We start from the raw sequence: 16,144 nt of genomic DNA, 5'->3' as shown, positions 1-16,144 counted from the left end.
CTACCTCGGGAGCTTCTGGCATGGCCGGAATTCCTTCGCGGCCCCGGGAATCGCCTGCAAAAGCAATAAATGAATTAGCGGATGAATCTGCGGACGGGGCGGACGCGGCGCTCGGTGAACTTGGCGCAGTAGGACTGAGAGCCATCACCGAAGAGCATGCTGAATGCGGTGCCGGCAGAGCGCTGCGAACTCGACCAGTAGTAGCAGTCCTTCGAGAAGTGCTCGGCGATGTTCTGCCAGGCGTGATTCAGCTCGCCGATGGCGGGCAGGTAGAAGTCGTGATGCCCGTCGGCTGTGTAGCCACTCGCAGCATCGGCGGCGGGGAAAGTTCCATCGGTAGAGTGGAGGGTATCGGTGTTCAGTCGGCCAGCCACCTTGCTCGTTGCGCCAACTGCTGTGCCGTATTCGCCGTAGGCGTGATCCCCGATGTCCTCGGTAGCGAAGATGACGTGATGCAAGCCATCAGGGTACTGGCGGATACCGGCGTAAATGCCGCCCTGGCCGGCCCAGTATTCGCCGATGGCCGGGATTGCAGATTGAGCCACGGCCGGCGCGGACAGCTCGGCACCGGTGATGCGGGCCAGGACTTCCAGCGCCAGGGCGGAATTGGGCGTGGAGAGCATTGTCTCGCCATGGGTCACAGTGATCAGTTGCATGGGTAGGTTCCTTGTCGGGATGGGTCAACAAAACTCGGCTGCGACCTCACACACGGCCAGCTGCCGGAGGGCGCCGTGGGAAGTCGCATGCGGGCTGTGTCGGATAAAGGAAAGCCCCGTTGGACGTTCGGGGCTTTCACCTATGCAGTTGTTTCTCTGAGTCGAGTATTTTGGGCGGGACTACTCAGCGCCAGAACGCCGATAGCCCCGGTCTAGAACGCCAGCGCTCACGATGAAAGCGCAATGGATCGGTTGGCAGGCCGTCATCAGGTGGCGGTTCTGGCCGCGCATGGCTGAGCGCTGCGCCGATCAGGAAGATCAGGAGCATATGATTCTCCAGTTTGGGTGAGTTGCCGGTTACGTCTCCGGCGCCGAGTTCCACGGCCGTGTTCAGTTCCCCCGGCCGCGAGCTCGCAACCCAGTGGGGATTTGATGCAGAAGCCCAGACGCCAAGCTCTGGATTTATCCCTTTCGGGTTTTCCCGCACACCTACGTCGCTTGTGGCATTCATCTGCATCGGGGTGTGATCTGCGCGGGTAGCGAACCCTGGCATTGCCTGCGCCGGTTCTGCCCGACGTGCTCAGTGGCTGGCCTGATTACGTGTCAGGTGCCTTGCGCTGCTGCAGATCACACTCCGATGCAGCCTGGTGCTGGGGAGTACCAGGTGATCGGGCAGTTAACGACAGGCTGTCGTGGAGCTGGCTGATCAGATAATTGCTGTCAGCGTTTTCGAGCCATCAGGATTGCTGGTGGTGATATGCATCGCCATCGAGCTACGGACAGGCTGTCGAATGGTTGCAGCGCACTTGCTGAAGCGCTCATCAAATACCTCATCGCCATCAGGCAGGTGCGATGTGCAGGTCAGGCCAGTGCAGTCTTCGCCGTTCGGCCCCTCGCCGTCATGGCCGATGCTGAAGCTTGCAATCATCGCAATGCCGTGCTCCCTGCTGATGGCGATGATCTGCTGCATGAGCGGGCTGATCTGGCTGTCGTAAATCTCTTCTTTGTTCATGGTCGCGCTCCGGTTGTTTTCCCGCTGCACCCGTCACCAGGTGCAGAAGGAAAAGGTCCGTCACACAGCAGCCTTGCAGTCGGCCGCCGTCATACGCTGCCCGTCCTCCAGCTCTACCACGCAGACTCCGTTGGTATAGCCGCGCTCCGCATTGAGCCGGTTGGCCTCTCGGATGCAGGTGTCCAAATCCTCATCGGCGAATAAATGCAGCTCGCCGCGAAGGGTGATACGAATGACCTTGTTCATGCTGTATTCCTCCATTTGATTTCCAATGCCGCCTCATCGAAGCGGCATCAGTAAATCTGTGGTCTTGCTTTCCAGTCAGGGCCCGCTGCTGGCGTCGACTCCCGACTATCTTCTGATTGTTTCTCCGACCGCGAACCCTGTCCGCCGGATAACTGTTTTCGGTGCTTTACGCTGCACACCCGGGTCAGTTGCCAACCCTCTGAACCGTTGAGGCCGGTTCATCGCTGCCTTTATTGCTGGGCCGGTGGTGATCCGGCAAGAGGTGAAACCAAAGAGCGGGGCCTTTTGAGGGCCTGGCGCCGTGTTGCGTTGGCGTTGAGGTAAATCTACAAGCAGAGATTGTAATGCGCAAGCGGAGATTGTAATTTTTTTCAAGAAAACCCCGTCGAGGTTACAAGCGGTCGTTAAAAAGCCCGCAATGGCGGGCTTGGATGGCTACGAGTGGATCACATAAAAATGGTGGAGGACTGAAAGACCCGGCCGAAAATCTTCACCGATACCGCATCAACGACTTCGTCCTCGTATTCGTCGCGGTTGAAGGAGCGGATCCGCAGCTTGCTGCCAGCGACCCGGTAAAGAATTTTTACCCTAAGCATGTCCTCGTAAAGGATGCCGTACATCTTGCCGTCGACAACGGCTGTGGCACCGGTATCAATGGCTACGGTTGATCCATCCGAGAGAAGCGGTTCCATGCTGTTGCCCTTGACCGGCATGCACACCACGTTGGACGGCTGGATGCCCAGACGCATAAACGTGTATTTGCCAAATCGAAGCTTCGCCCTGGAGCTGCTTTCTACAACAAATTTTCCCGACCCAGCTGACAACTCAACCTCCTTTAGGAACGGCACTTCGATTTCGTCGTCATCTAGCGGCGTCTGGTCATCCCAAACACTGATACTTTGCATGTCGGGATGAGAGATCGCTTCAGGGGAAGTGCTGTCGACCTCTGACCATCGCGCCGAAGGCCCTCCTGATAGCAGGTATTCAACTGTTACGCCAAGAATGGTGGCCAGGCCAGTTAGGCGGTCACCCTTTGGGTTTGCTTTTCCAGCCTCCCAATTTTGGACCGCCTGTGGCGATACGCCCAGGTCTCTGGCGAGCTGGGATTGATTGAGCCCCTTTGCTTCGCGGGCTCGAGCGATTCTGACAGAGATATTTTCCATACACCCATCTTACAAACGCATGTTGTAAGCAGCCATGCAATATCTACTTGTAGATTGCAAGCGCTCATTGTAATCTCTGCTTGTAATTAATCGGCAGAGGCCATCCCTATGAACGACAACGCAGCGATGCGTGCAGCAAAAGCCGCTGGCGGCCAATCGGCCCTTGCCAGAGCTATTGGCTGTACTCCGCAAGCCATCCAGCGGATGTGCGCGACCGGCCGTGTTCCTGCCGAGCGCGTGATCCCTATCGAGAAAGCTTCTGGCATCCCGCGTCACGAGCTTCGCCCAGACCTTTACCCGCTTGCCGCTTAACCAATTTCAACCACACAAGGAAGCCCAGATGTCGTACTTCGCCCCCGATCACCTGCACGACAAGCCGAAAAAGGTGCGCCTCGACGAGGCCGCCGATGACCTGCTGGCAGCGATGGCTCGCTTTCAGCGCACGCAAAAAGCCGTTTTGGCACGCGAGATCCTCGAGCGCGGGTTGAACCAGATGATGGAAGAGCTTAACGCGAAGATCGACGTGGCCTGAAGTGGCCGAGGAGGGCCTGTGCCCGAAACAAAAGAGCTGGAAGTCCAGCTTGACGGAAAGGGTGTAAGCGACCTGGAGCGGTTGGCCGGGATGCAAGGCATTCGACCCGAAGAGCTGGCGGCGCAAATCATCCACAAAGAGCTGGACCGGATGACGCGAACTGCCAAGTCACGAAGCAACGTTCGGCCGTTCCGCAAGGGCTGATAAGCCCCTGAGGGACTCATGAGGAACTGATCGAAATGAACAACCCAATCAGCAGGCGAAAAAAAACCACCTGGCCGGGTGGTTTCTCTACTGCATACAGCAAAAGCATCTGTGAGGCGAATTATGCACACATCAACTGACCCAAGCAATACCCCGAATGCTTCCGCGCCACGTTTTTCGATTGATGAAAACGTGGCGCACGTTTCGCACACCACCAGCTTTCACCAGTCGGCAGCCATGTACGCCGCCCAGATGGTCCGCTTCCAGTACACGAAGACGGCCAAGAATCAGTTCCGGCGTGAATGCCTGGACCACCTGAAAGCATCGCTCGCCCCTGGCGCCAGCAAGAACAAGGCGTCTCCAGCATGAGCAATGTCATTCAACTCACCTCCCGCAACCCCGGGGGATTTACCCGGATGGACAACGACCTATACGAGGCCCTGATCCGGGCCGACTTGTCTGGGCGTGAATTGCGTGTCGCCCTGGCCATTCACCGGCAGACCGCCGGGTACAACCTGGCCAGTGCACGCATTGCCGCCTCCTACATCGCCGAGATGGCCAACATTCACCGCGAGGACGTTTCCCGCATCATTGGCGAGCTTCTCCGCCAGCGCGTCATATACCGCGATGGAGGCAGCAAGGCGCCCATCGGTATTTCGCCCTCTGCTGAGTGGCGGATCGACTCCAAAAACAACCGGAAACCAGCCAAGAAAAAAGAGCCACAGTGTGGCGTTTCCACCACGTCCTTAGTGGCGTTTCCACCACACAATAAAGACATAAATACAAATACTACCTCTGACGAGGTAGTCGTCGACGCCGAGCGTCAACCGGAAGCAGCGGCGGAGAAAGTTTCCAGGGCGAAGCAGGACTCATGTCCACACCGGGCCATTGTCGACCTGTACCACGAAATCCTGAACGAGCTGCCCGCCGTAGCCCTGATTAACAAGACCCGCATCCAGCACCTGCAAAGCCGGTGGCGTGAACACGAAGCCCACCGCGACCTGGCGTTCTGGCGCGAGTACTTCGAATCGGTCCGGGCCTCGAACTTCCTGATGGGCCGGGTCGAGGGCCGTTTCGGAACCAAGCCGTTCCGCGCCTCATTCGACTGGCTGATCGCCCCCCGCAACTTCGTCAAGGTCGTGGAGGGCAATTACAATGCGTGATCCCTACAGCATCGAGGCCGAACACGGCCTGCTGGGCGCCATGATGCTGCGCCCGGAGTTGATCGACACCCTGAGCGATGATCTGTCGCCCGAGTCGTTCTACTTCCCTGAGAACGCCGAGGTGTACCGGGCAGTCATGGCCCTGCGCCGGGCTGGAAAGTCGGTTGACTGCCTGACCGTCGCGGATCAGGTCAACTGCCTACCGAACGGTGACAACGCCCTGGCCTACTGTGCCGAGATCGTGAAGAGCACCCCAAGCGTGGCCAGCGCCGGCACGTATGCCTCGATTGTCCGCGAGCGATCCATTGACCGGGCGCTCTATGACCTGGGCACCCAGGCCATGGACATTGCCCACGGCGATCAGGATACCCAGGGCAAGATCGCTGCTATCCAGGCTATGGCCATGGCCATCGACAGTGGTTCCGGGGCCGACGAAGTGGTCAAGGCGTCTGATGTCCTCATCGAGCAGGTCGAGGTATGGCAGGAGCGGCATGACCGCCACGAGCGGGGCGAAACCCTGATCGGCCTCTCTACCGGCCTGACCGACCTCGACGAGAAGCTGGGCGGCCTGCAGTCGGAGCAATTGATCATCGTCGCCGGGCGCCCGGCCATGGGCAAGACGACCCTGGCCATGGGCTTCGCTATCCACGCCGCCGTTCACCAGAACAAATCGGCCCTGGTGGTCAGCCTGGAGATGAGCAAGGGCCAGTTGCTAGACCGGGCCATCGCATCCGAGGGCAAGATCCCGCTTGGCCTGATGAAGCGGGGCACCGCCTGTGAGTCGCACGGCCCGGAGTTGACCGCGGCATCTCACCTGATCCGCAAGGCCAAGCTATTTTTCGCCGACCGCTCCGGCGCCACGGTTGGGCGTGTTCGCTCGCTGGCCCGGCGCCACAAGATGCGCTACGGCCTGGACCTGCTGGTCATCGACTATCTGCAGCTCATGGAAGGCGAGGGCGGCAACCGTACCGAAGAAGTCAGCGGGATGAGCCGTGGCTGCAAGTTGCTGGCCCGCGAACTGGGTATCCCTGTCGTGCTGCTGAGTCAGCTCTCCCGCAAGTGCGAAGAGAGGCCCAATAAGCGCCCGGTGCCATCCGATCTGCGCGAATCGGGCGCCATTGAGCAGGACGCTGACGTGATCCTGTTCGTGTATCGGGACGAGATCTACCACGAGAACAGCGAACAGAAGGGCATCGCCGAAATCATCGTGGGCAAAGGCCGCGACGTCGAGACGGGCACCGTCCGGGCCGCGTTCCTGGGTCAGTACAACCGCTTTGAGAACCTGGCCGCCGGGTGGAAACCTGAGCCCGTCGAGACCCCATCCAAGGTAACCCCTCTTTCCAGTCGCTACGGCAAAAAGGAGCGCTTCTGATGACCGACTACACCGAACTTAAACGGCTGGCCGAGGCCGCACCAGCCGGTCCATGGTATCAGCATGGCGGCATCAAACAGGTCGTCAATCATGACTGCGAGACAGTGTGCGAAACCTTCGAGGAAGATGGCGATTGCCCTGCTGCGAAATTCATTGCCGCTGCCAACCCTGCCGCAGTCCAGGCCCTGATCGCCGAGAACGAGCGTGTCAAAGCTCGACTATGCGTGTGCCGCGACTGCGCAGGTCAAGGCGAGATCTATTCTGGTCGCCATTCCCATCATGGCTACAACCAACCACCCGAGCCGGTCATGCACGTGTGCGGCACTTGTGACGGGGATGGTGTCCTCGGGCCTCTGGAGGACTTCGAGTCTCTGGCTGCCGAGCGCGACCAACTCAAGGCCGAGAACGCGGCCCAGCGCCTGGAGAAGATGGAGAAGGCCCATGGCTGACAAGATCAGCGTCAACTGCCAGGCCAAGCTCTCCGAGGCTATCACCTGCCTGACCACGATGTACCGGGAGAAGAAATTCGTCGTCGTCTCCCTGCGCCCCGGCAAGGATCGCACGCTGGACCAGAACCGGCTGTGGTTCGCGATGTACAAGCGGATCGCGGAAATGACCCAGATCGGCGACGCGGCCGATGCCCGGCAGTACTGCAAGTTGCACATCGGTGTGCAGATCCTGCTGAACGAGGACGCCGGGTTTCAGGCGGCCTGGTATCGGGTTATGCGTCATCTGCCCTACGAGGAAAAGCTGGCGATGATGGGCGAGCACAAGCTTTTCGGCCCGGACGGGTTCCCCGTGACCAGCTTGTTCAATCGCGCCCAGGGCATCGCCTACACCGACCGCATCGTCGCGCGTTTCTCCCCGCAGGGCGTGTACTTCTCTGACCTGCTAAGCCAGGAGGCAGCATGAGCCATCAATTCAAGCCAGGTGACCCGGCGCTGACACTTGTATCGAAATATGGGCTTCCCTCAATGTGTCAGGTCGAGTTGGTAATTTTCATGCGTGGTGGCTGGGAGGCTATGCAGCTAGATGGCGAAATCTGGACCGCGCCATATGACGGTTGGGTTGTCGGACGTGAAGACCTCAAGGGTTATGGGTTCTTCAAGCCGGAAGAATTAATGCCCCTCCGTGGTGACTTCGCCCCTGAGCAGCAAAAAGCCCGGGAGACGGCCCTATGATTACTTGGTTCGATGTGATCGTTTACGCATGCGGATGGGTCGTGCTGATCAGGCTGGCATGGGCCGTAGGAAAAGCAATACCTCGCACTGCTGTAGCTATCGCCAGAGCATGCAGTGTTTGCAAATGGACGAAAGCGATCATTCGCACTCATGGCCTTGATGGTCGTGCAGGTTTGTCATGGGGTCCATTATTTTTCTGGACATTCATCGGCGGTCTACGCGATTCGCCTGAAAAGTTGACGCATAAGCATGGCATTTGGTCGGACATTGGCAGTTGGACGGTATTCCCGCCGACGGAGGCCGTATGAGCCTCGCAGCCAAACAACCCAACCCCAAGACCTGCAAGAACCCGGCGTGCAGCTCCTCATTCATCCCTCAGCGCCTCGGGCAAAAGGTCTGCAGCCCAAAGTGCGGCCTGGCCACTGCTGACGTGAACAGGGAGAAGGCCCGAAAGTCGCTTGCCCAGGTCGATCGCGCCGAGATCAAGGTTCGCAAGGAGGCGCTGAAAAGCCGGGCTGAACACCTCAAGGACGCCGAGAAGGCCGTGCGCGACTACCGGCGCACCTACGAACTGAGCATCGGCAGCGGGTGCATCAGCTGCGGCGAATCGCAAGAATCCGTCCTGGCGGCACAAGCCTGGAAGGTTGGCGGCGCATTCGACGGAGGGCATTTCATGGGTAAGGGTGCCCGGCCGGAGTTGCGCCTGGAGCCTTCAAATATCTGGCTTCAGTGCAAAAGCTGCAACTCCGGCTCATATGCGCATGCTCGCAAGGGTTACACCGTTTCCCAGGGATTCCGGTCGGGTTTGATCAACCGGATCGGCCTGGAGGCCGTTGAGGCCCTTGAAGCCGACCACGAACCACGCAAGCACACCGTCGAAGAGCTGAAGGCGATCACCGCTGACTACCGGGCGAAGACCAGAGAACTGAAGAGGGCTGCAGCATGAACTATCACAACGTGGTATCAGCGGTTGTTCGTGCCCTGGCGGCCGAGACCATCAACTCGGCCGGCGGATGCAATGTCGAGCCACGCGTCCAGTCAGGAAAGATCAAGGGCGAGATTGTCGGCCGAGACGCCGCCCTGCTGGCCGACTGCATCGTGCATAGGCTTCTCCATGCCGAGCTCAGCCCGCGGCACTGGAACGCCCTGGTGGCGAAGTACAGCACCCACAAGGGGCGCAAGGCCGGATCTATCGGGAGCTTGGTTCCTGTGATAGCCACCCCCGCGCCATATCTTTTCACGCAGATGGCCGTCATGGTCTGGGCTATCCCCCAAGTACGCGGCATTCGCCGGGAGGCCGTGAAGCTCAAGGCCCCCAGGCATGGCGAAGATGTGAAGCCCTGGCGCGCCGAGGCCGAGAACGCCGCCATCGCCCGGGCAAACCTCAAGGAAGAGCAGAAGGCCGGCAGCCGCTCCAGCGACATGATCATCCTGGCCGACTCGAACTACGACATGACTACCTGGGACGCCCAGGGCCTGACCGAGCGCACGTATCAGCGTTGGAATAAGGCCATCCGTGGCGCGCTGGAAGGCTTGGTCAATGACGCTCTGGTCGAGGCCCAGCACCTGCTAGAATCGGTCGGTGTACTCGGGGAGGAGGCAGCATGAGAGCAGTTTTGTATACGCACGACATGGAGCCGATCACTGTTATCGAGCTTGAGCCATGGGCGTGGGAGTTTCTGCGCGAACAGGGACAGGTTCGTCTGGCTGTTTATCGTCCTGCTTGTGTCCGCCATGATCCAGATGAAACGCCGCAACCGTTTGACATGTCCCAATGGATAGTAAGGATTACCGCCGAGGTCCTTGTGCGCGGCCAACACAGCAGCCTAATGCTTTTTACCAATGACGAAGAGGCAGCGCTACTGCTGAAGTCCGTATTTCTGCCGGGGCAGCATAGGGAGGTGCAGGATCGAGAGAAATCGGCATTCGCCCAGGGATTTCTGCACGCCCTTAACAATCTTCGATAGGTGTGCGCATGACTGATCGCGAATTGCTGGAGTTGGCGGCAAAGTCTGTTGATATTGCCATCTTGTATTGGACGTTGCCCAATGGAACTTTCACTGATGAGGGGGCCTATTGGAATCCGTTGGCTGACGACGGCGATGCGCATAGGCTTGCCGTAAAGCTTGGGCTGTACATCTGCAATGAGCAGGAGCGCGCAGGCTGCGTCACCGTTTCTTGGGGATGCGATGCAGGCGGTAATCATCTTGGCTCTGTCGAAGAACTCGCGCCTGCTGGCGGGGATGACTATGCGGCTTCTCGCCGCGCCATCGTCCGCGCCGCTGCTGAGATCGGGAGAGCAATGCTATGACTATCGACCTGAATGATTACAGTCCAGAAGAAGCCGAACGTATTATCAGAGCTGATATTTGGTCGAGAGGGCTTGACCCCTCAACCATGCGGTTCAAGATCGATGACATCCAGCACGACGAACCCACTCGCAAAATGTCGTTCACGGTTTCTTTTGTGGCTCCGGCACAATATGAATTGAAATGAGGCCCTAAAAAGTCCTTGCAATCTCATGTCGCTATGTCGCATTATTCACCCATCCTGTCGTACTTGCGCATGTAGGTGATGTAGGATGAAAGCCCGGCCACTGAGTCGGGCTTTTTGTTATTCACCTAGAGGTGATGATAGTGGCCGAAAAGGTTTTATTGCCTCTCGATGATCAGTCTGATGATACGGTCATGCGCTTGTCGCGTGACGAGGCTCGTGCACTCTACGAGCTACTGTCCAGGCTCACACGTGAAGATATGGTGCAGGCTGGCCTGTCACCAGAGCAGGCCGGCATGATCGACCGAATCATCCACGTCACCTACTGACCCTCTTCAAATTCAAAGCCCAGCCATCGCGCTGGGCTTTTTCGTTTTCGGCCCCGCCACATCCATTGCTCCGAGCTGGGAGTGCTGTGAGGGCCGATTCACTTCTGCCGTTATAGCTCCAGCGGAAGAGCAGCCGCCTTGTAAGCGGACGGTCCAGGGTTCGAATCCTTGTGACGGCACCAGATTGGCGAGTAGCACAGCGGTAGTGCAATCGGCTGTTAACCGATCGGTCATTGGTTCGATCCCAATCTCGCCAGCCATACCCCTGCGTCAAATGCCCGCACACGCGGACCACCCGGGCCTTATGAGGCCCTCAGAATTCACGTGCTGCTCCTCGCTGCGCTCTTGGCCGCCTCCTGTCGGCCTTTTTTATTCCCGGAGAACCCCATGGCTGAACCAGCGAGCACAACCGCTGCCGGCTTGCTGCTGGCCAAGTATGGCGTGGCCACTGCCGGCTTTGCTGGTGCGGTGCTGTCGCTGACGTTTCTGCGCGGGCTGACTCGCGGCCAAGCTGCTTCGGCTGTTGGCACCGGTTTCGCCTCGGCGATCTTCACAACCCCCCTTGCCGTCCACTACTTCAACTTGCCCGTGGATGGCGACACTCAGAACGGCGTTGCCTTCCTGATCGGCCTGTTGGCCATGAACATCATTCCAGGCTTGAAAGCCCTGGCAGGAAAGTTCGGCGCTACAGGAGCGGGCTGACATGAACATCATCCTGAGTTCGTTCGACGCGCTGCTGTGCATCCTGGTGGTGGGCGCCGCGGCTGAATACCTGCGCAAGATCCACCCATTCGAACAGCCGGTGCTGGCTATCGCCTTCTACCTGGTCGCCATCGGCGCATTCGGCAGTTTGGCCAAGGCCCTACACGGGTATACCCCATCGCTCTATGTGGTGCTCATGCACGCCGGGGTTGTGCTGTACGCCTGGGCTCGCCGTGACCATGTGTTCGATCACGCAGGAGCGATAACGAAATGAAGCTGTTCAACTCAATCCGCGCCTGGCTTGCCGGGCAACTCGTAAAGGGTATTGTCATGACCGATGAAAACACCACCACCGACGCGGCCCCTGTGACCGCCAACGACCTGCAGGCCGCTCTGTTCACTCCGCCGGCCGCTCCTGTTGCCGACGTGCAACTGACCGCTCCAGTCGAGGCTGCCCCTGTAATCGAGGCTGCCGCGCCGGCTGTCGTTGAAGTCCCAGCGGTTGCCCAGGCTGCCGCCGCGCCGGCCGCTGTCAAACTGACCGAACTGGAAAAGCTCGAGGCTCTGATCGAGAAGCTGGAGCTGACCACCGTCAAAGAAGTGAAGGCGGCCATCAGTTTCATTCGCGCCCTGGTGTAAGCGTTTCGCGCCACAAAACGCGAACTGCGAAAACGTGGCGCGGAAAATCACAGGTGACTCCTGGGAGAATAGTTATGAGTCAAGAGTACATCGGCACCAAGCAGATCACCGCATGGCCTGAACTGAAAGAAGGTTTGCCTGGTTTCGCTGTGCAATACAGCGATGGATATACCAGCTGGAGCCCGAAAGACGTTTTCGAGAAGGCTTATATCGGCATCGGTCAGGTGAAAGAACTCCCTGCGCATGTCCAACGCATCATTGGCGAGAAGGCTCAGCTGGATGATCGCCTCACCAAGTTGAGCGCCTTCATCAAGACCCCCAGCTTCAAGGCCCTCAGTGCCAAGTCGCAAGAGTTGCTGACAGCGCAGGCTGGTGCCATGGGCGAGTATTCAGAGCTGCTGGGCGAGCGCCTGGCGCTGTAAGGTGCGCCCATGACTACGATCGCCTACAAAGACGGCGTGATCGCCTATGACTCCCGAGTAACTCGCGGCACCACCATCACGGACGATGACGCCGAGAAATGCCAGGAGCTCAAGGGCGTTCGTTTTATCTGCACTGGCGCCGCTTGTGACTTCCAGGCGCTGATGGGGGCCTATTTCGGCAGTCCCTCGCCAAGCAAGGTGGAAGCGTCGGGATTGGTTATTGACGGCGATGCTCTCTGGCTTATCGGCCACGACGACGACACCGGGCTCTGGAAGGACCGCCTCGAGCTCGACCGGCCCTATGCGATCGGCAGTGGCTCAAGTCATGCGTTCACCGCCATGGACATGGGCGCCAATGCATACAAGGCGGTCGAGATGGCCAAGAAGCGGGATAGCTGCACTGGTGGCTTGGTTCGCACCCTCACAATCAACGCTTCGCCCCTGTAGCCGGCCACTGAGCAAGCGAGGCACCAGAGTCTCAAGGAATTCCTATGGCGCTGACAGCAAAGCAGCAGCGCTTCGTCGATGAGTACCTGAAAGACCTGAATGCTACGCAAGCGGCGATACGCGCGGGCTACAGCAAAAGCACTGCACGGCAGATGGGTGCAGAGAACTTGTCAAAACCTGTCATTCGATCGGTTATCGAAAGGCGCATGGATGCCAGAGGGCAGAAGGCCGCGATCACTCAGGAAATGGTGCTTGAGCGCCTATGGATGATTGCCACTGCTGACCCGAACGAATTGATCCAACATCGCCGCATCTGCTGTCGTCATTGCTTCGGTGTGGGTCATGCGTACCAGTGGAAAACCGAGGAAGAGTTCGAGCGCGAAGCCGCCCTTGCTGCGTCCAAGGGAGCACCTGTGCCTGTGGATGTTGGCGGATTTGGCTATGACGCCACGATCCTGCCGCACCCGAAGTGCCCGAATTGCCACGGCGAGGGCCTGGGTCGAATCCATGCCAGTGATTCGCGGTCTGTAAGCCCGGCGGCTACGGCCCTCTATGCCGGCGTGAAGCAAACGAAGGATGGCGGGTTCGAGGTCAAGATGCATGACCAACTGGCAGCCCTGGACAAGGTAGCGCGACACCTAGGTATGTTCTCTGACAAGACCGTTTCACCTCTCGACGACGAGATGAAGCGGCTGAACATCGAGAAGCTTCGTCGTGAACTGGAAGACCCGAATAAGGGATTGCCTGAGCCGAAACAAGTGATCATCGGGGTTGAAGATGCAAGCGATCCTGATGCTGAACAAGCCTCAGTTTGAGTTCATCAAAAGCCACAAAAAGTTCATGGCGTTCGTTGGGGGATATCGGAGCGGGAAGACGTTTGTTGGCTGCGTTCGGATGTGCGTCAACGCGCTGGAGTTCCCTGGCATTCCCCAGGGTTACTTCGCTCCGACCTATCCGCAGATCGCCGATATCTTCTATGAGACGATGCCAGAGGTCGCGCAGGCGTTCGGGCTATTTGCCGACATAGTGCCAAGCAAGAAGCGCGTTTACCTGCGTGACAACCTTGGGCGGTGCCTGAGCACCATCGTGTGCAAGAGCATGGAGCACCCGCACCGTATCGTCGGCTTCAACATTGCGCACGCCTTGGTCGATGAGATCGACTGCATGCCGATCAAGAAGGCCGATAGCGCCTGGAAGAAGATCATTGCGCGGATGTCGACTGTATGGCCTGGTCGAGACCAGAACACGATTGACGTCACGACAACGCCCGAAGGCTTCAACTGGGTCTATCGAAAGTTCGTGCGTGAGTTGGCCACCAATCCGAGTCAGCGCCCCCTTTACGGCATCGTTCATGCCAGCACGCGCCAGAATGCGAAGAACTTGCCAAAGGACTACATCGGGTCGCTCAAGGAGTCCTACCCCGCGAACCTGGTTGACGCCTATATCGACGGAAAATTCGTCAACCTAGTTTCAGGTAGCGTGTATCCGAGCTTCGACAGGACGCTCAATCACACCAGCGAGACGATCAAGCCAGGTGAAGAACTGCATGTCGGCATGGACTTCAACATCAGCCGCATGGCAGCGATGGTTCACGTCATCCGTGACGGCCGCCCGATGCTATTGGGTGAGATCACCCATGTATTCGACACTCCGGCGATGATCGTGGCCCTGCAAGAGAGGTACGCCGGCCATCACATTTCGATCTACCCAGACGCCAGCGGCAAGAACCGCAAGAGCGTCAACGGTAGCGAAACGGACCACAGTCTGCTCCGGAATGCTGGTTTCACACTTGTCGTCAATCCGGCCAACCCAGCCGTGCGTGACCGAGTGCTGTCCGTCAACGCCATGTTCCTGAATGGGGATGGTGAGCGCCGCTACAAGGTAAACACCGAGCTCTGTCCAGTCACAACAGCCGTTCTTGAGCAGCAGACATATGCCGAAATCGGAAAGCCGAATGCAGGCGAGCCGAACAAAGACGGAACCGAGGACCCGAACGATGCCCTTGGCTATTTCATCGTCAAGCGCTTCCCGATCGTCAAGCGCACGGTAAGCATCCGCCCATTCTCCGCATAAATGGAACACGCCATGAGCAACAGCGTCCGCAAGCGCTCCGCCAAAATCGAAGCGATGGCGGAATGCTGGCCCATGATCAAGGCTTTGCTGGGTGGCACCGCAGCAATGCGCGCCGCCGGCAACGCCTACTTGCCGCAATGGCCGAATGAAGATTCCGCTTTCTACAACGCTCGACTGAACACTGCCACGCTGTTCCCTGCGTTCGCGCGGACGATTGACGTGCTGTGCGCAAAGCCATTCTCCAGGCCGATCATCTACGGCGAAGACACGCCAAAGACGATCCTTGAGTACTGCGAGGACATCGACCTGCAGGGCCGGAACATGCATTCGTTCGCCGCCAGCATCATGGAGGAGGCGATGGCATACGGAATCTGCGGCCTACTGGTCGACTACCCGCAGGTCACCGACGTGAAGACCCGGGCGGATGAGAAGCGCGCCGGGGTCAGGCCCTATTTCGTCCAGATCCCAGCCGAAAGCCTGCTTGACTACGACTCGAAGCGCATCAATGGCGTAGAGACGTTCACTCAGTTGCGGTTTCTTGAAAACATCACCGAGAAGAACCCGGCCGACAAGTTCGACGAGAAAACCGTCGAGCAGGTTCGCGTCCTCTACCCAGGCAAATGGGAAACCTATCGGGAGAAGCAGAACGCCGCCGGCGACCTGGAGTGGCTCTTGTTCGAGGAGGGTGTCACCACCCTGACGAAGATTCCATTTGTGCCGGTCTACGGCAAGCGGCTCGGTTTCATGGAGGCCATGGCGCCGCTGCGCGAACTGGCGTTCATGAACGTCGAACACTGGCAGTCAAAATCGGATCAGCAGACCATTCTGCATGTGGCGCGCGTGCCGATCCTCTTCGGCACCGGCTTTGAAGATGACGACCTGACAATTGGTGCCGCCTGCGCTGTAACGTCAGAAAGCCCGGATGCCACGCTTTCATATGTTGAGCACAGCGGCAAGGCCATCGAGTCTGGCCGCGTCTCAATCCTCGACATCGAGGATCGCATGCGCCAAGTAGGCGCTGAGCTGCTGGTGATCAAGCCAGGCAAGACCACCGTGGCTCAGACCCTGGCCGACAACGAGCCTGGCATGTGCGCCCTCCAGAGGGTCACGCAGGACGTCGAAGACTCGATGGACCAGGCCATGCAACTCATGGCTGAGTGGATTGGCGAGCCGGAAGGCGGGCACCTCACCATTTACAACGACTTCGGCGCTGCATCGCTGGCCGAAGCTTCGGCTGACCTGCTGCTCGAAATGAACGTAGCTGGCGTGCTCTCCAATGAAACCCTGTTCGGCGAGATTCAGCGCCGCGGCATGGTCAAGGACGGCATTGCCTGGGCAGAAGAGCAGAAGCGCATCGGCGAACAGCCGCAAAAACAAGGGGTGACGCTCCCGGGCGTTTAACCCAATCACCGAATACAGCCCTGGCAACCGCCGGGGCTTTTTTATGGGCGCGATTCCGGATGGATAGCGCTGCGCCAGGCCGGATGGCCTACCAAAGGGTTGGATGACC

Annotated in this window: 29 protein-coding genes and 2 tRNA genes; 26 read left to right on the top strand and 5 right to left on the bottom strand. The window is 58.8% G+C overall.

Annotated elements, in window-relative coordinates; all coding sequences use genetic code 11:
- Nucleotides 1–74: 74 nt before the first annotated feature.
- The 5 genes from M5C71_RS26490 to M5C71_RS26470 form a co-directional block, all read right to left on the bottom strand.
- On the bottom strand, nt 75–656 hold the full coding sequence (locus tag M5C71_RS26490) for a DUF1566 domain-containing protein (RefSeq protein WP_248769100.1): 582 nt from the start codon (nt 654–656) through the stop codon (nt 75–77).
- Between the two features lie 184 nt (nt 657–840).
- Nucleotides 841–984 (bottom strand): hypothetical protein, encoded by a 144-nt coding sequence (locus tag M5C71_RS26485; RefSeq protein ID WP_248769099.1) that lies wholly within the window; start codon nt 982–984, stop codon nt 841–843.
- Between the two features lie 378 nt (nt 985–1,362).
- On the bottom strand, nt 1,363–1,668 hold the full coding sequence (locus M5C71_RS26480) for a hypothetical protein (RefSeq protein WP_248769098.1): 306 nt from the start codon (nt 1,666–1,668) through the stop codon (nt 1,363–1,365).
- A gap of 60 nt (nt 1,669–1,728) precedes the next feature.
- A complete protein-coding gene (locus M5C71_RS26475) occupies nt 1,729–1,914 on the bottom strand; it encodes a hypothetical protein (protein ID WP_248769097.1) in 186 nt (61 codons plus the stop codon).
- Between the two features lie 446 nt (nt 1,915–2,360).
- A complete protein-coding gene (locus M5C71_RS26470; protein WP_248769096.1) occupies nt 2,361–3,077 on the bottom strand; it encodes a helix-turn-helix transcriptional regulator in 717 nt (238 codons plus the stop codon).
- A 108-nt stretch (nt 3,078–3,185) separates the two neighbouring features.
- Here M5C71_RS26470 and M5C71_RS26465 point away from each other — a divergent pair, with 108 nt between their 5' ends.
- From M5C71_RS26465 to M5C71_RS26340, 26 genes are all read left to right on the top strand, one after another.
- Entirely contained in the window at nt 3,186–3,389 is a 204-nt protein-coding gene (locus M5C71_RS26465) for a YdaS family helix-turn-helix protein (protein WP_248769095.1), read from the top strand.
- Nucleotides 3,390–3,417: 28 nt separating this feature from the next.
- The gene (locus M5C71_RS26460) at nt 3,418–3,609 is read left to right on the top strand and encodes a hypothetical protein (protein WP_248769094.1); all 192 of its coding nucleotides are present in this window, start codon (nt 3,418–3,420) and stop codon (nt 3,607–3,609) included.
- 18 nt (nt 3,610–3,627) lie between these two features.
- Nucleotides 3,628–3,813: a hypothetical protein gene (locus M5C71_RS26455; RefSeq protein ID WP_248769093.1), complete on the top strand. Its 186-nt coding sequence runs from the start codon at nt 3,628–3,630 to the stop codon at nt 3,811–3,813.
- Between the two features lie 123 nt (nt 3,814–3,936).
- A complete protein-coding gene (locus tag M5C71_RS26450) occupies nt 3,937–4,182 on the top strand; it encodes a hypothetical protein (protein WP_248769092.1) in 246 nt (81 codons plus the stop codon).
- Nucleotides 4,179–4,976: a replication protein gene (locus tag M5C71_RS26445; protein ID WP_248769091.1), complete on the top strand. Its 798-nt coding sequence runs from the start codon at nt 4,179–4,181 to the stop codon at nt 4,974–4,976. The genes M5C71_RS26450 and M5C71_RS26445 overlap by 4 nt, the downstream gene beginning before the upstream one ends.
- Complete coding sequence (gene dnaB, locus M5C71_RS26440) at nt 4,969–6,348, top strand: replicative DNA helicase (RefSeq protein ID WP_248769090.1); 1,380 nt, start codon at nt 4,969–4,971, stop codon at nt 6,346–6,348. The genes M5C71_RS26445 and dnaB overlap by 8 nt, the downstream gene beginning before the upstream one ends.
- Entirely contained in the window at nt 6,348–6,797 is a 450-nt protein-coding gene (locus tag M5C71_RS26435; protein WP_248769089.1) for a hypothetical protein, read from the top strand. Before dnaB ends, M5C71_RS26435 begins: the two co-directional genes overlap by 1 nt.
- Nucleotides 6,790–7,260, top strand: a complete 471-nt coding sequence (locus M5C71_RS26430) for a hypothetical protein (RefSeq protein WP_248769088.1) — start codon at nt 6,790–6,792, stop codon at nt 7,258–7,260. Before M5C71_RS26435 ends, M5C71_RS26430 begins: the two co-directional genes overlap by 8 nt.
- On the top strand, nt 7,257–7,529 hold the full coding sequence (locus tag M5C71_RS26425) for a hypothetical protein (RefSeq protein WP_248769087.1): 273 nt from the start codon (nt 7,257–7,259) through the stop codon (nt 7,527–7,529). The genes M5C71_RS26430 and M5C71_RS26425 overlap by 4 nt, the downstream gene beginning before the upstream one ends.
- Nucleotides 7,526–7,837 (top strand): hypothetical protein, encoded by a 312-nt coding sequence (locus M5C71_RS26420; protein ID WP_248769086.1) that lies wholly within the window; start codon nt 7,526–7,528, stop codon nt 7,835–7,837. Before M5C71_RS26425 ends, M5C71_RS26420 begins: the two co-directional genes overlap by 4 nt.
- On the top strand, nt 7,834–8,475 hold the full coding sequence (locus M5C71_RS26415; protein WP_248769085.1) for a recombination protein NinG: 642 nt from the start codon (nt 7,834–7,836) through the stop codon (nt 8,473–8,475). Before M5C71_RS26420 ends, M5C71_RS26415 begins: the two co-directional genes overlap by 4 nt.
- Complete coding sequence (locus tag M5C71_RS26410) at nt 8,472–9,137, top strand: hypothetical protein (RefSeq protein ID WP_248769084.1); 666 nt, start codon at nt 8,472–8,474, stop codon at nt 9,135–9,137. Before M5C71_RS26415 ends, M5C71_RS26410 begins: the two co-directional genes overlap by 4 nt.
- A complete protein-coding gene (locus tag M5C71_RS26405; RefSeq protein WP_248769083.1) occupies nt 9,134–9,496 on the top strand; it encodes a hypothetical protein in 363 nt (120 codons plus the stop codon). The genes M5C71_RS26410 and M5C71_RS26405 overlap by 4 nt, the downstream gene beginning before the upstream one ends.
- A gap of 8 nt (nt 9,497–9,504) precedes the next feature.
- Nucleotides 9,505–9,840, top strand: a complete 336-nt coding sequence (locus M5C71_RS26400) for a hypothetical protein (RefSeq protein WP_248769082.1) — start codon at nt 9,505–9,507, stop codon at nt 9,838–9,840.
- A complete protein-coding gene (locus M5C71_RS26395) occupies nt 9,837–10,025 on the top strand; it encodes a hypothetical protein (RefSeq protein WP_248769081.1) in 189 nt (62 codons plus the stop codon). The genes M5C71_RS26400 and M5C71_RS26395 overlap by 4 nt, the downstream gene beginning before the upstream one ends.
- Before the next feature lie 140 nt (nt 10,026–10,165).
- Entirely contained in the window at nt 10,166–10,351 is a 186-nt protein-coding gene (locus M5C71_RS26390) for a hypothetical protein (RefSeq protein WP_248769080.1), read from the top strand.
- Between the two features lie 106 nt (nt 10,352–10,457).
- Nucleotides 10,458–10,533, top strand: a tRNA-Thr gene (locus tag M5C71_RS26385).
- A gap of 3 nt (nt 10,534–10,536) precedes the next feature.
- Nucleotides 10,537–10,611 (top strand) — tRNA-Asn (locus M5C71_RS26380).
- A gap of 127 nt (nt 10,612–10,738) precedes the next feature.
- The gene (locus tag M5C71_RS26375; protein WP_248769079.1) at nt 10,739–11,053 is read left to right on the top strand and encodes a peptidase M48, Ste24p; all 315 of its coding nucleotides are present in this window, start codon (nt 10,739–10,741) and stop codon (nt 11,051–11,053) included.
- Nucleotide 11,054: 1 nt separating this feature from the next.
- On the top strand, nt 11,055–11,327 hold the full coding sequence (locus tag M5C71_RS26370; RefSeq protein ID WP_248769078.1) for a hypothetical protein: 273 nt from the start codon (nt 11,055–11,057) through the stop codon (nt 11,325–11,327).
- The gene (locus M5C71_RS26365) at nt 11,324–11,692 is read left to right on the top strand and encodes a hypothetical protein (RefSeq protein WP_248769077.1); all 369 of its coding nucleotides are present in this window, start codon (nt 11,324–11,326) and stop codon (nt 11,690–11,692) included. Before M5C71_RS26370 ends, M5C71_RS26365 begins: the two co-directional genes overlap by 4 nt.
- Nucleotides 11,693–11,766: 74 nt before the next feature.
- On the top strand, nt 11,767–12,114 hold the full coding sequence (locus tag M5C71_RS26360; protein ID WP_248769076.1) for a hypothetical protein: 348 nt from the start codon (nt 11,767–11,769) through the stop codon (nt 12,112–12,114).
- Nucleotides 12,115–12,123: 9 nt separating this feature from the next.
- Nucleotides 12,124–12,561: a proteasome subunit beta gene (locus M5C71_RS26355; protein ID WP_248769075.1), complete on the top strand. Its 438-nt coding sequence runs from the start codon at nt 12,124–12,126 to the stop codon at nt 12,559–12,561.
- A gap of 44 nt (nt 12,562–12,605) precedes the next feature.
- The gene (locus M5C71_RS26350; RefSeq protein WP_248769074.1) at nt 12,606–13,376 is read left to right on the top strand and encodes a terminase small subunit; all 771 of its coding nucleotides are present in this window, start codon (nt 12,606–12,608) and stop codon (nt 13,374–13,376) included.
- Entirely contained in the window at nt 13,339–14,634 is a 1,296-nt protein-coding gene (locus M5C71_RS26345) for a terminase family protein (protein ID WP_248769073.1), read from the top strand. The genes M5C71_RS26350 and M5C71_RS26345 overlap by 38 nt, the downstream gene beginning before the upstream one ends.
- Before the next feature lie 12 nt (nt 14,635–14,646).
- Nucleotides 14,647–16,035, top strand: coding sequence for a DUF4055 domain-containing protein (locus M5C71_RS26340; RefSeq protein WP_248769072.1), 1,389 nt, complete (start codon nt 14,647–14,649; stop codon nt 16,033–16,035).
- Nucleotides 16,036–16,144: the final 109 nt, after the last annotated feature.

It is taken from the genome of Pseudomonas sp. MWU12-2345 (assembly GCF_023242385.1).
In the GTDB taxonomy this organism is placed as follows: Bacteria; Pseudomonadota; Gammaproteobacteria; order Pseudomonadales; family Pseudomonadaceae; genus Aquipseudomonas; species Aquipseudomonas gingeri_D.
Note: the sequence above shows the minus strand (reverse complement) of the source record. Positions and strands in the feature narration are given on the sequence as shown.

What these genes read in the sequence shown, in the direction of transcription:
- M5C71_RS26435 (WP_248769089.1), top strand. Translation starts at nt 6,348, where the DNA reads ATGACCGACTACACCGAACTTAAACGGCTGGCCGAGGCCGCACCAGCC.
- M5C71_RS26355 (WP_248769075.1), top strand. Translation starts at nt 12,124, where the DNA reads ATGACTACGATCGCCTACAAAGACGGCGTGATCGCCTATGACTCCCGA.
- M5C71_RS26370 (WP_248769078.1), top strand. Translation starts at nt 11,055, where the DNA reads ATGAACATCATCCTGAGTTCGTTCGACGCGCTGCTGTGCATCCTGGTG.
- M5C71_RS26475 (WP_248769097.1), bottom strand. Translation starts at nt 1,914, where the DNA reads ATGAACAAGGTCATTCGTATCACCCTTCGCGGCGAGCTGCATTTATTC.
- M5C71_RS26485 (WP_248769099.1), bottom strand. Translation starts at nt 984, where the DNA reads ATGCTCCTGATCTTCCTGATCGGCGCAGCGCTCAGCCATGCGCGGCCA.
- M5C71_RS26410 (WP_248769084.1), top strand. Translation starts at nt 8,472, where the DNA reads ATGAACTATCACAACGTGGTATCAGCGGTTGTTCGTGCCCTGGCGGCC.
- dnaB (WP_248769090.1), top strand. Translation starts at nt 4,969, where the DNA reads ATGCGTGATCCCTACAGCATCGAGGCCGAACACGGCCTGCTGGGCGCC.
- M5C71_RS26445 (WP_248769091.1), top strand. Translation starts at nt 4,179, where the DNA reads ATGAGCAATGTCATTCAACTCACCTCCCGCAACCCCGGGGGATTTACC.
- M5C71_RS26420 (WP_248769086.1), top strand. Translation starts at nt 7,526, where the DNA reads ATGATTACTTGGTTCGATGTGATCGTTTACGCATGCGGATGGGTCGTG.
- M5C71_RS26425 (WP_248769087.1), top strand. Translation starts at nt 7,257, where the DNA reads ATGAGCCATCAATTCAAGCCAGGTGACCCGGCGCTGACACTTGTATCG.
- M5C71_RS26400 (WP_248769082.1), top strand. Translation starts at nt 9,505, where the DNA reads ATGACTGATCGCGAATTGCTGGAGTTGGCGGCAAAGTCTGTTGATATT.
- M5C71_RS26415 (WP_248769085.1), top strand. Translation starts at nt 7,834, where the DNA reads ATGAGCCTCGCAGCCAAACAACCCAACCCCAAGACCTGCAAGAACCCG.
- M5C71_RS26375 (WP_248769079.1), top strand. Translation starts at nt 10,739, where the DNA reads ATGGCTGAACCAGCGAGCACAACCGCTGCCGGCTTGCTGCTGGCCAAG.
- M5C71_RS26450 (WP_248769092.1), top strand. Translation starts at nt 3,937, where the DNA reads ATGCACACATCAACTGACCCAAGCAATACCCCGAATGCTTCCGCGCCA.
- M5C71_RS26345 (WP_248769073.1), top strand. Translation starts at nt 13,339, where the DNA reads ATGCAAGCGATCCTGATGCTGAACAAGCCTCAGTTTGAGTTCATCAAA.
- M5C71_RS26365 (WP_248769077.1), top strand. Translation starts at nt 11,324, where the DNA reads ATGAAGCTGTTCAACTCAATCCGCGCCTGGCTTGCCGGGCAACTCGTA.
- M5C71_RS26395 (WP_248769081.1), top strand. Translation starts at nt 9,837, where the DNA reads ATGACTATCGACCTGAATGATTACAGTCCAGAAGAAGCCGAACGTATT.
- M5C71_RS26360 (WP_248769076.1), top strand. Translation starts at nt 11,767, where the DNA reads ATGAGTCAAGAGTACATCGGCACCAAGCAGATCACCGCATGGCCTGAA.
- M5C71_RS26490 (WP_248769100.1), bottom strand. Translation starts at nt 656, where the DNA reads ATGCAACTGATCACTGTGACCCATGGCGAGACAATGCTCTCCACGCCC.
- M5C71_RS26480 (WP_248769098.1), bottom strand. Translation starts at nt 1,668, where the DNA reads ATGAACAAAGAAGAGATTTACGACAGCCAGATCAGCCCGCTCATGCAG.
- M5C71_RS26350 (WP_248769074.1), top strand. Translation starts at nt 12,606, where the DNA reads ATGGCGCTGACAGCAAAGCAGCAGCGCTTCGTCGATGAGTACCTGAAA.
- M5C71_RS26460 (WP_248769094.1), top strand. Translation starts at nt 3,418, where the DNA reads ATGTCGTACTTCGCCCCCGATCACCTGCACGACAAGCCGAAAAAGGTG.
- M5C71_RS26340 (WP_248769072.1), top strand. Translation starts at nt 14,647, where the DNA reads ATGAGCAACAGCGTCCGCAAGCGCTCCGCCAAAATCGAAGCGATGGCG.
- M5C71_RS26405 (WP_248769083.1), top strand. Translation starts at nt 9,134, where the DNA reads ATGAGAGCAGTTTTGTATACGCACGACATGGAGCCGATCACTGTTATC.
- M5C71_RS26470 (WP_248769096.1), bottom strand. Translation starts at nt 3,077, where the DNA reads ATGGAAAATATCTCTGTCAGAATCGCTCGAGCCCGCGAAGCAAAGGGG.
- M5C71_RS26465 (WP_248769095.1), top strand. Translation starts at nt 3,186, where the DNA reads ATGAACGACAACGCAGCGATGCGTGCAGCAAAAGCCGCTGGCGGCCAA.
- M5C71_RS26430 (WP_248769088.1), top strand. Translation starts at nt 6,790, where the DNA reads ATGGCTGACAAGATCAGCGTCAACTGCCAGGCCAAGCTCTCCGAGGCT.